14 protein-coding genes are annotated in these 13,225 nt (G+C 71.1%); 6 read left to right on the forward strand and 8 right to left on the reverse strand.

Annotated elements, in window-relative coordinates; genetic code table 11:
* Positions 1 to 248: 248 nt before the first annotated feature.
* The gene (locus STRBO_RS43995) at positions 249 to 413 is read right to left on the reverse strand and encodes a hypothetical protein (protein WP_005479553.1); all 165 of its coding nucleotides are present in this window, start codon (positions 411 to 413) and stop codon (positions 249 to 251) included.
* Positions 410 to 610 (reverse strand): hypothetical protein, encoded by a 201-nt coding sequence (locus STRBO_RS0133440; protein ID WP_005479555.1) that lies wholly within the window; start codon positions 608 to 610, stop codon positions 410 to 412. The genes STRBO_RS43995 and STRBO_RS0133440 overlap by 4 nt, the downstream gene beginning before the upstream one ends.
* A 158-nt stretch (positions 611 to 768) precedes the next feature.
* On the opposite strand from STRBO_RS0133440, the gene STRBO_RS0133445 reads away from it, so the two are divergent.
* The 3 genes from STRBO_RS0133445 to STRBO_RS0133455 all read left to right on the forward strand — a co-directional run bounded on the left by STRBO_RS0133445 (position 769) and on the right by STRBO_RS0133455 (position 3,157).
* Complete coding sequence (locus STRBO_RS0133445) at positions 769 to 2,034, forward strand: NsdA family TPR-like regulatory protein (protein ID WP_106438201.1); 1,266 nt, start codon at positions 769 to 771, stop codon at positions 2,032 to 2,034.
* Between the two features lies 1 nt (position 2,035).
* Entirely contained in the window at positions 2,036 to 2,356 is a 321-nt protein-coding gene (locus tag STRBO_RS0133450; protein WP_028796988.1) for a 4a-hydroxytetrahydrobiopterin dehydratase, read from the forward strand.
* Between the two features lie 147 nt (positions 2,357 to 2,503).
* Positions 2,504 to 3,157 carry a DUF4352 domain-containing protein gene (locus STRBO_RS0133455; protein WP_005479560.1) on the forward strand — a complete coding sequence of 218 codons (654 nt, stop codon included), beginning with the start codon at positions 2,504 to 2,506 and terminating at the stop codon, positions 3,155 to 3,157.
* 441 nt (positions 3,158 to 3,598) lie between these two features.
* On the opposite strand, the gene mmsA is transcribed toward STRBO_RS0133455, so the two are convergent.
* Genes mmsA through iolC form a run of 5 tightly spaced genes read right to left on the reverse strand, consistent with a single transcriptional unit; the run spans position 3,599 to position 9,736 of the window.
* The gene (mmsA, locus tag STRBO_RS0133465) at positions 3,599 to 5,101 is read right to left on the reverse strand and encodes a CoA-acylating methylmalonate-semialdehyde dehydrogenase (protein ID WP_005479562.1); all 1,503 of its coding nucleotides are present in this window, start codon (positions 5,099 to 5,101) and stop codon (positions 3,599 to 3,601) included.
* A gap of 16 nt (positions 5,102 to 5,117) precedes the next feature.
* Positions 5,118 to 7,013: a 3D-(3,5/4)-trihydroxycyclohexane-1,2-dione acylhydrolase (decyclizing) gene (gene iolD, locus STRBO_RS0133470; protein WP_005479563.1), complete on the reverse strand. Its 1,896-nt coding sequence runs from the start codon at positions 7,011 to 7,013 to the stop codon at positions 5,118 to 5,120.
* Positions 7,010 to 7,867, reverse strand: a complete 858-nt coding sequence (gene iolB, locus STRBO_RS0133475) for a 5-deoxy-glucuronate isomerase (protein ID WP_005479568.1) — start codon at positions 7,865 to 7,867, stop codon at positions 7,010 to 7,012. Before iolB ends, iolD begins: the two co-directional genes overlap by 4 nt.
* 7 nt (positions 7,868 to 7,874) lie before the next feature.
* Positions 7,875 to 8,771 (reverse strand): Cgl0159 family (beta/alpha)8-fold protein, encoded by an 897-nt coding sequence (locus STRBO_RS0133480; RefSeq protein ID WP_005479570.1) that lies wholly within the window; start codon positions 8,769 to 8,771, stop codon positions 7,875 to 7,877.
* 14 nt (positions 8,772 to 8,785) lie between these two features.
* The gene (gene iolC / locus STRBO_RS0133485) at positions 8,786 to 9,736 is read right to left on the reverse strand and encodes a 5-dehydro-2-deoxygluconokinase (protein ID WP_005479571.1); all 951 of its coding nucleotides are present in this window, start codon (positions 9,734 to 9,736) and stop codon (positions 8,786 to 8,788) included.
* 137 nt (positions 9,737 to 9,873) lie between these two features.
* On the opposite strand from iolC, the gene STRBO_RS0133490 reads away from it, so the two are divergent.
* From STRBO_RS0133490 to STRBO_RS0133500, 3 genes are all read left to right on the forward strand, one after another.
* The gene (locus tag STRBO_RS0133490) at positions 9,874 to 10,791 is read left to right on the forward strand and encodes a sugar phosphate isomerase/epimerase family protein (protein ID WP_020115484.1); all 918 of its coding nucleotides are present in this window, start codon (positions 9,874 to 9,876) and stop codon (positions 10,789 to 10,791) included.
* Between the two features lie 362 nt (positions 10,792 to 11,153).
* Positions 11,154 to 11,354 (forward strand): helix-turn-helix transcriptional regulator, encoded by a 201-nt coding sequence (locus STRBO_RS0133495; protein WP_005479573.1) that lies wholly within the window; start codon positions 11,154 to 11,156, stop codon positions 11,352 to 11,354.
* A gap of 98 nt (positions 11,355 to 11,452) precedes the next feature.
* Complete coding sequence (locus STRBO_RS0133500) at positions 11,453 to 12,064, forward strand: GNAT family N-acetyltransferase (protein WP_020115485.1); 612 nt, start codon at positions 11,453 to 11,455, stop codon at positions 12,062 to 12,064.
* Here STRBO_RS0133500 and STRBO_RS0133505 read toward each other — a convergent pair.
* The gene (locus STRBO_RS0133505) at positions 12,045 to 13,088 is read right to left on the reverse strand and encodes a zinc-dependent alcohol dehydrogenase family protein (protein WP_020115486.1); all 1,044 of its coding nucleotides are present in this window, start codon (positions 13,086 to 13,088) and stop codon (positions 12,045 to 12,047) included. The two genes, STRBO_RS0133500 and STRBO_RS0133505, sit on opposite strands and share 20 nt — an antisense overlap.
* Between the last annotated feature and the right edge of the window lie 137 nt (positions 13,089 to 13,225).

Below are 13,225 nucleotides of genomic sequence, written 5' to 3' on the forward strand. Positions count from 1 at the left end.
TCCTGCCGCCTGCGCTGGGGAGACGGACCGCCGCGGTGGCGGTCCGTCGCTCTCACCGGCGCGGGGCCGGTTTGGCCGTCAAGGCCGGGGTGCGCCGGACCGGGGGCTCTTGCGGTGGCATACGCAGCCGCACCGGAGCGTCAGGATCGGCGCCTCCCATGCCGGCGCGCCCTCGCGACGTACGACTTTCGGGCCGGGGCACAGGGCGTGCATGTCGTGCTCGCACTCCGGGGCCTTCTCCACGGTGCTCACAGCGGCTGGTCGGCGTACGGGACGAGGTCGTACGCGATGCGGCAGCGGTCGCATGCGAACAGCTTCCCCGCCTCACCGGCCTGCACCAGGCGCGCGGTGTCGGACAGCTCCTTGTGCCAACTGCACCAAGCGATCGTGCGAGGCTCCTCGGCCTGGTTCACGCCGGCTCCGGAAAGTGCTTGGGGTGACGGCGCATCTCAACCTCGAACATCGTCGCGCGGCGAGTGTCCTTGTTCTTCTCCGCCTGGGCGCGCTGCTTGTCGAGGGCCGCACACACACCGCAGCCAGGCGCCGGCCGGGGCGGACGCGTCGGGTCCGGCAGGGTGACAGGCTCTTCCGCAGTCGTCTGCTGGATCATCCGCCAACCTCCAAGAGCCGCCCAATCCGGGGCGGACTGTAGCGTTCCGTGTACGTGCCGTCATCACAGTTGGATGATGGGCTGGCACACACAGACGCAAATAGGTCGTGCCGTGGCCATCCGTGGCCACGTGGCGGCCATGGCCGGGAGACGGCGCGATGACACCCCAGACTGGACAGGTGGGCCGCAACGACGCGCTGAGGGCCGCACGGCTACGGACGGGCTGGCGGACCATCGAGCAAGCCGCCGTCCGGCTCACCGAGCACGGGCAACGGCTCCTCGACGACCCCCACTTCACGGTGTCCCCGCGCACGTGGCGACGGTGGGAAGGCGACCGCCCCGGCTGGCCCCCGGAGGAGACCGCCATCGTCATCCACGACTCGCTAGGCCGCTGGCCCGAAGACCTCGGATTCACCACCCCGCCCGGATGGATCCGACCCGAACACCACCAAGAGGAGCAGGTGACGCGCCGCGCATTCGCCTCGGTCACCGCGTCAGCTCTCGTCGCCGGGCCGGTCGCCCCGCAGCACGTCGACCCCGCCCTGATCGACTACTTTCAAACCCAGCTGGAGGGCCACTACCGGGCGGACATGTTCCTCGGCCCGCACGACTTGATCGGCACCGTCTCCGCGCAGTACCAGCTCATCGACAAGCTCGTGCGCTCCGCGAAGGGCGAGACCCGCCGCGGCCTCCTCCGGGTCGGCGCCGCGTACGCCGCGCTGGTCGGCTGGCTGTACCAGGACGCCGGCGACATGGACGGTGCCGCTTTCTGGCGGGGCGTCACCCAGGAGATCGCGATGCGGTCGAGGGACCCGCACCTGATCGGCTACTCCCTCGTCAACCAGGCCCAGGTACGCACTGACCTCGGTGACGGGCACGCGGTCATCGACCTCTGTGAGGCCGCGCTGGAGGACTCGCACTGCCTGGTGCCGAAGGTCCGGATCATGGCCATGCAGCAGCAGGCCCACGGAGCCAGCCTCACCCACGACCGGGACGCCGTGGACCGGCTGATCGACGAGGCGGACGGACTCCTCGGCCAGGTCGACGACGACCTTCCGTGGGGCAACGCGTGCAGGCGTACGCCTGGCTACCTCGAAGTGCAGCGGGCAACCTGTTACGGCAGGCTCGGCCTCGGCGTCCAGGCCGTCTCCCTATGGGGCCAGATCCTCGACGTCGTCCCCGAGACGGCGCGCCGTGACCGCGGCGTGTACCTCGCCCGGCATGCCACCGCAGCGGCCGGCGCGGGCGAGCCGGACCAGGCGCTGGAGATCGCCCGTACGGTGGCGGACATCGCCGTCGAGACCCGGTCGGCCCGGATGGCGCGGGAGCTGGTCACCCTTCAGCGGGCGATGCGGCCGTGGCAGGATGCCCCGGTCGGCCGGGACCTTGCCGAGGTTCTGGCGCCCGTGACCGCAGGGAGCTGACGTGGCAGACCGACCGGTGCCGCTGACCGAGGACGAGATCACGGTCGCGCTGGAAAGCGTGCCGGGCTGGCGGCGCGTGGGGGATGAGATCACCCGCTCGTACGGGATCCGGTATCACGGCGGCGTGGCGATGATCGTGCACGTCGCGGACGTCGAGCGGCTGATCAGCCACCACGCCGACGTCGACCTGCGGTGGGGCAAGGTCCGGTTCGGAATCACCACGCACGACGTCGGGCACAAGCTGACCGAGGCGGACTTCGACCTCGCCCGGCGTATCGACGCGATCGCGCAGGCGCACCTGGCCGAGCCCCTCGACGAGTAAGGGGCCGATATTGGCGCGGACCCCTGGCGGTGGCCGTCTCGCCTGCGCTTACATCCCTCGCAAGGTCACAACACGGACGTATCCGCTCCACAACGGTGCGCGTCCCACGATGATGCGACTCTCCATCACACGCGTCCTGGGGGGACCATGAGCAACACCGAGCCGCCAACCACGTCTGCCCCTGCCACGCCTCCGTCGGCGAAGCGCAGCCACACGAACACGGTCATCATCAGTACAGCGGCCGTGCTGATCGCAGGCATCGTCACCGCCGGCATCGTCGTCTCGAACTCCAGCGACGCCGACGACCCCACACCCACTGTCGTCAAGGCAGCCAACGCACCGTCAGCCAGCAGCACGAAGACGAGCCCGTCACCCTCACCCAGCCAGGAGACGCTGAAGCTCGGCGACAAGGTCGACATCGCCGCAGGCGGCAACAAATTCTCCGCCGCCGTGCTCGCACACAAGGACAAGGGCATCACCAGCCCAACGGGACTGTTTCAGGACGGGCAAAAGCTGGCCCTCGTCGGGGTGAAGGTATGCAACGAAGGTGAGCAGCCGATCACGGTGGCCCCGTTCACGTGGTCGTTGGCCTACGAGGACGGGTCACGGCTGGAGCCCTTCCACATGACCGGGAACGAGTTGCCGCCGCCGGTGTATCCGATGGATGCGAAGGTCAAGGGCGGAGATTGCGTGCGCGGCAACGTCTTCTTCGAGGTGCCGAAGGGATTCGGGCGGGCTGAGCGGGTGTTGTACTCGCCGGCGGATCTGGATGAGCCGGTGGAGTGGCAGGTCGGCAAGTAGCCGAGAGACTCCCGCCCGTCCCAGCACCCCAGGCTTCAAGGGACGGGCGGGTCGACCTCTGCTACGTCCGACGCTGTGCCGAGCTGCTGCGGCTCCTGGCGGGCCTGTACGGGCCCGGCGGGCGCGGGAGGCGGCGACGTGTCCCCGACTGTCATCGCGGCCACCATGGCCCGCACAACCGGGCTCACATCCGCATCGCGGGCGGTCTGCCTGATCGAGGCGTGCGAGAGCGTCAATGTCGTCTCGGAGCGTCTCGGGCATACGAATGCGGCGCAGACGCTGACCCCCTACTCGCACTTGTTCCCCGACTCGGAGGACAAGACGAGGCGGGCGATCGACGGTGCGTTCAGTGTCCCCGCTCAAGATCATGCGGGCCCTGTGCGGACTGACGATGCCCGCTGACCGGAAAGCATCAGGTCAGCGGGCATACGTAGGGGGTGCTCAGTGGTTGCGCGGGAAGCCCAGGTCCACGGCCGACGGGCCGTCGGCCGGGTCGGGCCAGCGGGTGGTGACGACCTTGCCGCGGGTGTAGAAGTGGGTGCCGTCGTTGCCGTAGATGTGGTGGTCGCCGAAGAGGGAGTCCTTCCAGCCGCCGAAGCTGTGGTAGCCGACGGGGACCGGGATCGGGACGTTGACGCCGACCATGCCGGCCTCGACCTCCAGCTGGAAGCGGCGGGCGGCGCCGCCGTCGCGGGTGAAGATCGCGGTGCCGTTGCCGAACGGGGAGGCGTTGATGAGGGCGATGCCCTCGTCGTAGGTGTCGACGCGCAGCACGGTCAGCACCGGGCCGAAGATCTCGTCCTGGTACGCCTTCGCCGAGGTGGGGACCTTGTCGAGGAGCGAGATGCCGATCCAGTGGCCGTCCTCGAAGCCGTCGACCGTGAAGCCGGTGCCGTCGAGGACGACCTCGCAGCCCTCGGCCGCCGCGCCCTCGACGTACGAGGCCACCTTGTCGCGGTGGACCGCCGTGATCAGCGGGCCCATCTCGGACGTCGGGTCGTTGCCGGGGCCGATCTTGATCTTCTCGGCGCGCTCGCGGATCTTGTCCACCAGTTCGTCGCCGATCGCGCCCACGGCCACGACCGCTGAGATCGCCATGCAGCGCTCGCCCGCCGAGCCGTAGGCCGCCGAGACCGCCGCGTCGGCCGCCGCGTCCAGGTCGGCGTCCGGGAGGACCAGCATGTGGTTCTTGGCGCCGCCGAGGGCCTGGACGCGCTTGTGGTTGGCGGAGGCCGTGGTGTGGATGTAGCGGGCGATCGGGGTCGAGCCGACGAAGGAGATCGCCTTGACGTCCGGGTGCTCCAGCAGGCGGTCGACGGCCACCTTGTCACCGTGGACGACGTTGAAGACGCCGTCGGGGAGGCCCGCCTCCGAGAGGAGTTCGGCGATCTTGACGGAGGCCGAGGGGTCCTTCTCGCTCGGCTTCAGCACGAACGTGTTGCCGGTCGCGATCGCCATCGGGAACATCCACATCGGGACCATCGCCGGGAAGTTGAACGGCGTGATGCCCGCGACGACGCCCAGCGGCTGGCGGATGGAGGAGACGTCGACGCGGCTGGCGACCTGCGTGGACAGCTCGCCCTTCAGCTGCACGTTGATGCCGCAGGCCAGCTCGACGATCTCCAGGCCGCGCGCGACCTCGCCGAGCGCGTCCGAGTGCACCTTGCCGTGCTCGGCGGTGATCAGCTCCGCGATCGCGTCACGGTTGGCGTCCAGCAGGGCGCGGAACTTGAACAGGATCGAGGTGCGCTGGGCCAGCGAGGACTGGCCCCAGGTCACGAAGGCCTCCTTGGCGGTGCGTACCGCCGCGTCGACCTCGTCGACGGTCGCGAAGGCGACCTGGGTGGTGACCGCGCCGGTCGCCGGGTCCGTGACCGGCCCGAACGTACCCGACGCGCCTTCGACGGTCTTGCCGCCGATCCAGTGGTTGACGATCTTCGTCATGCCGAGAAACTCCTTCTCACAGGTGGCGGCGTCGGGTTGAGACGTGCCGGTCGTACTCCTCGCGTGCCTTGACCGCCGACGCGCGGGTCGCGGTCTCGGCCACAGGTACATCCCACCAGGCCTGCGCGGGAGGCGGGCCCGACACAGTGTCTGCCGTTTGGGTCTCCACGTAGACACAAGTGGGAGTGTCGGCCGCCCGCGCCTCGGCGAGGGCGGCGCGCAGGTCACGGACCGTCCTGGCGCGCAGGACGCGCATGCCGAGACTGGCCGCGTTGGCGGCGAGATCCACGGGCAGCGGGGCGCCCGTGAACGTGCCGTCGTCAGAGTTGCGGTGCCGGTAGGCGGTACCGAACCGCTCACCGCCGACCGACTCGGAGAGCCCGCCGATGGAGGCGTACCCGTGGTTCTGCACGAGCAGCACCTTGATCGGGACGTTCTCCTGCACGGCCGTGACGATCTCGGTCGGCATCATCAGATACGTGCCGTCGCCGACCAGCGCCCACACCGGGCGCCCGGGAGCGGCCAGCCGGACGCCGATCGCGGCCGGTATCTCGTAGCCCATGCAGGAGTAGCCGTACTCCAGGTGGTACTGGTCCCGGGACCGGGTCCGCCACAGTTTGTGCAGGTCACCGGGGAGGGAGCCGGCCGCGTTGATGAGGATGTCGTCCTCGTCGACGATCTCGTCGAGGAGGCCGAGCACCTGGGCCTGGGTGGGCCGGGTGTCCGGCTCGTCGGCCTCGTAGCAGGCGTCGACGCGGTGCTCCCAGCGCTGCTTGTCCTGTGCGTACTCGGCGACGTAGCCGTCCGCGACCCGGTGCCCGTGCAGCTCCAGGGCCTCGGCGAGCGCCTCCAGGCCGGACCGGGCGTCCGCGATCAGCGGCAGTCCGGAGAGCTTGTGACCGTCGTACGGCGCGATGTTGAGGTTGAGGAAGCGGACGTCGTCGGCGGCGAAGAGGGTGTTCGAGGCCGTGGTGAAGTCCGTGTAGCGGGTGCCGACGCCGATCACCAGGTCGGCGGTGCGGGCGAGTTCGTCGGCCGTCGCGGTGCCGGTGTGGCCGATGCCGCCCACGTCCTGCGGGTGGTCGAAGCGGAGGGAGCCCTTGCCGGCCTGGGTGGACGCCACGGGGATGCCGGTGGCGGCGGCCAGTTCGGCGAGGGTCTCCTCGGCGCGGGCGTGGTGGACGCCGCCGCCGGCGACGATCAGGGGGCGACGGGCCGCGCGGATCGCGTCGATCGCGGCGGCCAGTTCGGCGACGTCGGCGGCCGGGCGGCGCACGTTCCAGGTCCGCTCGGCGAAGAACTCCTCCGGCCAGTCGTACGCCTCGGCCTGCACGTCCTGCGGCAGGGCGAGGGTGACGGCCCCCGTCTCCACCGGATCGGTGAGGACGCGCATCGCCTGCAGCGCGGCCGGGATCAGGGCCTCGGGGCGGGTGATCCGGTCGAAGTACCTCGACACCGGACGCAGGGTGTCGTTGACGCTGATGTCGCCCGCGTAGGGGACTTCCAGCTGCTGGAGGACCGGGTCGGCCGGCCGCGTGGCGAAGGTGTCGCCGGGCAGCAGCAGCACCGGGAGGTGGTTGATGGTGGCGAGGGCGGCGCCGGTGACCAGGTTGGTGGCGCCGGGGCCGATGGACGTCGTCACGGCGTGCGTGGACAGGCGGTTGGACTGCCGGGCGTAGCCGACGGCCGCGTGGACCATCGACTGCTCGTTGCGTCCCTGGAGGTAGGGCATGTCGTCGGCGTATTCGACGAGCGCCTGGCCGAGGCCCGCGACGTTGCCGTGGCCGAAGATGCCCCAGGTGGCGCCGATCAGCCGCCGCCGCTCGCCGTCGCGCTCGGTGTACTGGGCGGACAGGAAGCGGACGAGCGCCTGGGCGACCGTCAGCCGCGTGGTGGTCGTGGTCGGGCTCATCGGTAGCCCCCTGTGCTTTCGACGTGGTCGGGGTGGAAGCAGATCTGCCACTTCCGCTCGGAGCCGGGACCCGCCATCACGTTCAGGTAGTACATGCTGTGGCCGGGCTGCGCGACGGACGGGCCGTGCCAGCCGTCGGGCACGAGCACCGCGTCACCGGAACGGACCTCGGCGAGCACCTCGGAGCCGCCCTCGCGGGAGGGGGACACGCGCTGGTAGCCGAAGCCGTGGGGACCGTCGATCTCGAAGTAGTAGATCTCCTCCAGCTCGGTCTCCTCCCCCGGCCGGTTCTCGTCGTGCTTGTGCGGCGGGTAGGAGGACCAGTTGCCGCCGGGGGTGACGACCTCGACGGCGATCAGCTTGTCGCACTCGAATGCGTCCGCGGAGGCGAAGTTGCGTACCTGGCGGGCGCAGGTGCCGCTGCCCCGGTCCTCCACGGGGACCTCCGACGCGGGGCCGTGACGAGCGGGGAGTCGTCGCTCGCACTTCGCTCCTGCCAAAGCGAAGCGGCCTCCCGCGCCGGAGGCGATCTGTACCCGGGCGTCGCGGGGCGCGTAGACGAAGTCGGAGACTCCGGCGAACACGCTCTCCCTGCCCAGGATTTCGAACTCGGTGCTGCCGCCGTCGTCTGAATTGCCCGGTTCCTCCGACACCCGCACCGTACAACCGCCGCCCAGGGACAGCACGATCCACTCACTGTCCCCGGTCGTGAACGTGTGCGAGCCGCCCGGTTCCAACTCCACGACGCGCAGGCTGCTGTGGGTCCAGCCGGCCCGCTCCGGGTCGATGTCGACGGCGTACCGGGCGTTCGCGGTCGCGCCCTTGGGTACGTACAGCTCGGTCTTGTGTGTCATGCGGCCCTCACAACAGTCCTACGGCGGTGTCCACGGCGGCGCTCACGTCGTCGTCCGCCGGGTAGAGCAGCGAGCGGCCGACCACCAGGCCCTGCACGGTGGGCAGTTGCAGCGCGCCCCGCCACTTCTCGTACGCGCCGTCCTGGTCCTCGCCGACATCGCCGCCGAGGAGGACGGCGGGCAGCGTGGAGGTCTCCATCACGCGGGCCATGTCGTCGGGGTTGTCGGTGACGGGCACCTTCAGCCAGGTGTACGCCGACGTGCCGCCGAGCCCGGCCGCTATCGCGATCGACTTGGTGACGGCGTCGGCGCTCAGGTCGTTCCTGACCTTGCCGGTGACGGGGTCGCGGCGGCTGATGAACGGCTCGACGAACACGGGCAGCCGCCGCTCGGCCATGGCGTCCACGGCACGGGCGGTGGACTCCAGGGTGGTGAGGGAGCCGGGGTCGTCGTAGTCGACGCGCAGCAGGAGCTTGCCGGCGTCGAAGCCGAGGCGCTCCATGTCCTCGGGGCGGTGGCCGGTGAAGCGGTCGTCCAGTTCGAAGCTGGCGCCCGCCAGGCCGCCCCGGTTCATCGAGCCCATGACGACCTTGCCGTCGAGGGCGCCGAGGAGGAGCAGGTCGTCGAGGATGTCGGCGGTCGCGAGGACACCGTCGACGCCGGGGCGGGACAGTGCCAGGCACAGTCGTTCGAGGAGGTCGACGCGGTTGGCCATGGCGAGTTTGCGGTCACCGACGGAGAGCGCGCCTCGGGCCGGGTGGTCGGCGGCGACGATCATCAGCCGGCCGCTGTCCCCGATCAGGGGCCGCCGGACGCGCCGGGCGGCGGCCTCGGCGACGGCCTCGGGGTGGTGGACACGGGTGCGGACGAGGGCGGAGACGTCGACCGGGCCGAGGGGACTCACGGGGCGTGCGGGAGTCACAGGACCGCTCCCGCCGCGACCGCCGCCTCGATCTCGTCCACCGTGGGCATGGCGGACGAGCACTCCAGGCGGGAGGCGACGATGGCCCCGGCCGCGTTGGCGTGCCGCATGATCTTCTCCAGGCCCCAGCCTTCGAGCAGGCCGTGGCAGAGGGAGCCGCCGAAGGCGTCACCGGCGCCGAGGCCGTTGAGGACGTTCACGGGCAGCGGGGGGACCTCGGCCGACTCGCCCTTGCTGTTGACCGCGAGGACGCCCTTGGGGCCCTGCTTGACGACCGCGAGTTCGACCCCGGCGTCGAGCAGCGCGCCGGCGGCGGCGTGCGGTTCGCGGACTCCGGTGGCGACCTCGACCTCGTCGAGGTTGCCGACCGCGACGGTGGTGTGCCGCAGGGCCTCCTCGTAGAACGGGCGGGCCTCGGCCGGGTCGTTCCAGAACATGGGGCGCCAGTCGAGGTCGAAGACCGTCGTGCCGGCCCTGGCCCGGTGGGCGAGTGCCGCGAGCGTCGCCGTACGACTGGGCTCCTCGCTCAGGCCGGTGCCGGTCACCCAGAAGATCCTGGTCCCGGCGATGGCGTCGAGGTCCAGCTCGTGGGCGTCGATCTCCAGGTCGGGTGCCTTCGGTCGGCGGTAGAAGTAGAGGGGGAAGTCGTCCGGCGGGAACACCTCGCAGAAGGTGATCGGGGTCGCGAGGCCGGGAACCGGGGTGACCCAGCGGTCGTCCACGCCGAAGTCGCGCAGTGCCTGGTGGAGGTACTCGCCGAAGGGGTCCTCGCCGGTGCGGGTGATGACGGCGGTGGAGCGGCCGAGGCGGGACGCGGCCACCGCGACGTTCGTCGCCGATCCGCCGAGGAACTTGCCGAAGGACGTCACCTGCGGCAGCGGGACCCCCGTCTGCAAGGGGTAGAGGTCCACACCGATCCGCCCCATGGTGATCAGGTCGTACGCCATCGAGTTCCCTTCACGCGCCGGGTCCGTCCGCCGGGTCCGTCAAGGTCTAGCTCTGTCGGAGCGACCCTGTCAATACTTTGTCCAGACATTCGGACTACCTATTGACACCCTCAGCTTCGAGGCTGAAGCTGACTCCCATGACGTCGTTGTCACCTCAGTCCTCACTTTCGCGCATCCGAGTCGGCTCGGCGCCCGACTCCTGGGGCGTCTGGTTCCCCGACGACCCCCAGCAGGTCCCCTGGCAGCGCTTCCTCGACGAGGTCGCCGCTTCCGGCTACGAGTGGATCGAGCTGGGGCCGTACGGCTATCTGCCGACCGACCCGGCGGTCCTCGCCGAGGAGACCGCCAAGCGCGGCCTGAAAGTGTCGGCCGGCACGGTCTTCACCGGTCTGCACCACGGCCCCGACGTCTGGGAGAAGACCTGGGCGCACGTGGCCGACAACGCGGTCCTCGCGCAGGCCATGGGCGCCGAGCACCTGGTCGTCATCCCGTCGTTCTGGCGGGACGACAAGACGGGCCAGGTACTGGAGCCCAGCGAGCTGACCGTCGAGCAGTGGCGGCACCTCACCCAGCTCACCGAGCGGCTCGGGCGGGAGGTGCGGGAGAAGTACGGCCTGAAGATCGTCGTCCACCCGCACGCCGACACCCACATCGACAGCGAGGAGAACGTCGTCCGCTTCCTGGACGGCACCGACTCCTCGGTGGTCTCGCTCTGCCTGGACACCGGGCACTACGCCTACTGCGGCGGCGACAGCGTCAAGCTGATCGAGACCTACGGCGAGCGCATCGGCTATCTGCACCTCAAGCAGGTCGACCCCGAGATCCTGGCGGACGTGCGGGCGAACGAGGTCCCGTTCGGGCCGGCCGTCGCCCGGGGCGTGATGTGCGAGCCGCCGAAGGGCGTGCCCGAGCTGGGGCCGGTGCTGGCCGCCGCGGCGAAGCTGGACGTGGATCTGTTCGCGATCGTCGAGCAGGACATGTACCCGTGCGAGCCGGACGCTCCGCTGCCGATCGCCCAGCGGACCCGGGCCTTCCTGAGGTCCTGCGGGGCGTGAGCGCTGCGCCGGGTGCCGGACGCTGAGAGGCGCCGGGGAACTGCGGGTTGTCGGCGGGCCGCGGGTGGCTCGTGGCCGGCCGCGCAGTTCCCCGCGCCCCTGAGGGGTGCTGCGGCCGGACGCGTCTGGACGGAGTGCCGTACCTGAGCGGTGCTCAATTTCGTCACCCGTGTCACAAAAGACCCCTTTGCGTCACGAGTGTCACGTGTACGCGGGCCTTCCGTCACGCGTGGCCCACGGGCCCTTGCCGACACTCACCCGCTGTCGTTGGCCGGTCACAGGCTATTGATCGCCAGCGCAGCGCCCGGCTCCCCCGACGGCTTCCCGGCCGCCTCCGTGGCGCGCGCGGGGAGGTGCCTCTGATGACCGACCGACGCCTCTGGTCGTACAAGGACATCGCGGCGCACATCCGTGTGCAGCCCGACACCGTCCGCTCGTACCGCAAACACGGGCTCCTGCCGCCGCCCGACCACATGGAGAACGGCAAGCCCTACTGGTACGCCGACACCGTGCGCGCCTGGGTCGCCTCCAGACCGGGCAACCGGGGGCGCAGGGGCGACTGACTCCCGCCGGCCACCGCTTCCGGCTGCCCGCAGCCCCTCCCGGTCCTCGTGACCGATCTCGCTTGTCCCCGGATCCGTTCGCCGTCCACGATTCGGGGATGAGTTTTTCCCACAAACCCGTACTCACCGGTGAGCGAGCCGTCCTGCGGCCGTTCACCGAGGACGACGCGCCCGTGATGGCGCGGATCCTGGCCGACCCGGAGGTCCTGCGGCTCACCGGCAGCCCCACCGGGGAGTTCGGGACGGACCGGTTGCGTTCCTGGTACGGCAGCCGCAACGACCACGCCGATCGGCTCGACCTCGCCGTCGTGGACCGGGCGAGCGGCGAGCTGGTGGGTGAGGTCGTCCTCAACGACTGGGACGAGGCCAACCGCAGCTGCTGCTTCCGCATCCTGATCGGTCCCGGCGGGCGGGACCGGGGGCTCGGCACGGAGGCCGTCCGGCTGATGGTCGGCCATGCCTTCGAGGAGGTCGGACTGCACCGCGTGTCGCTGTACGTCTTCACCCACAATCCCCGGGCCCGGCGCGCCTACGAGAAGGCCGGCTTCGTCGCCGAGGGGATCGAGCGGCAGACCCTGTGGCAGGACGGGAAGTGGATCGACGCCGTACGGATGTCGGTCCTCGCCCCGGAGTGGGCCGCCCGTCGGGGGCTTCCCGTCGGCCGCCGGGACGCCCCCGACGGCGATGGGGTCAGCTCCACGGCTCGATGACCGTCACACCGCCGCCCGGCGCCGTGCCCATGGCCGCGAGGGCGGCGGGGGCCGCGTCCAGGGAGATCGTGGAGGTCACCAGGAGATCGGGGCGCAGGACGCCCGCCCGGACCAGCTCCAGCATCCCGGGATAGGCGTGGGCCGCCATGCCGTGGCTGCCCAGCAGCTCCAGCTCCAGGGCGATCGCCCGGGCCATGGGGACGGGGGTGGTGCCCTCCGGGGACGGGAGCAGGCCCACCTGGATGTGGCGGCCCCGGCGGCGGAGGCTGTTGACGGAGGCCGCGCAGGTGGCCGGGGAGCCGAGCGCGTCGAGGGAGAGGTGGGCGCCGCCGCCGGTCAGGTCGCGGATGGCCGCGGCGGTGTCGGGGCCGGCCGAGGCGTCCACGCATTCCACCGCGCCGAACTCACGGGCCAGGTCCAGGGCTCGGGCAGAGACGTCGACGGCGATCACACGGGCTCCGGACGCCGCCGCGATCATCACCGCGGAGAGGCCCACGCCGCCGCAGCCGTGGACCGCGACCCACTCCCCCGGCGCGACGCGGCCCTGCACGACCACCGCGCGGAACGCCGTGGCGAAGCGGCAGCCGAGGGCGGCCGCCGTGCCGTAGGACAGCTCGTCCGGCAGTGCCACCAGGTTCACGTCGGCGTGGTCCAGGGCGACGTACTGGGCGAACGAGCCCCAGTGGGTGAACCCCGGCTGGGTCTGGCGCTCGCACACCTGCTGATCCCCACTCGCGCAGGCGGGGCAGGTGCCGCAGGCGCACACGAACGGGACGGTGACGCGGTCGCCGGGGCGCCACGCGGTCACCGCGCCGCCGGTCGCCTCCACGACGCCGGCCAGTTCGTGGCCGGGGACGTGCGGAAGGGTGATGTCGGGGTCGTGGCCCTGCCAGCCGTGCCAGTCGCTGCGGCAGAGGCCGGTGGCCTCGACGCGGACGACGACGCCGTGGGGGGTCGGGGTGGGGGCCGCGATGTCCTGCACCGTGGCCGGCTCTCCGAACCGCTCGAACACGACTGCGCGCATGTGCGCCCGCCTTTCGCTTCGCGGCCGGTGATCTTGCCGGCCCCCGGTCAGCATCGCATTGTCGGTGGGTGGGGTTTCCTCGCCCCCGCCGCCCCTACCCTTCCCATCCCCCAGGGGCTGCGCCCCTTCGACCCCAA

Source organism: Streptomyces bottropensis ATCC 25435 (assembly GCF_000383595.1).
In the GTDB taxonomy this organism is placed as follows: Bacteria; Actinomycetota; Actinomycetes; order Streptomycetales; family Streptomycetaceae; genus Streptomyces; species Streptomyces bottropensis.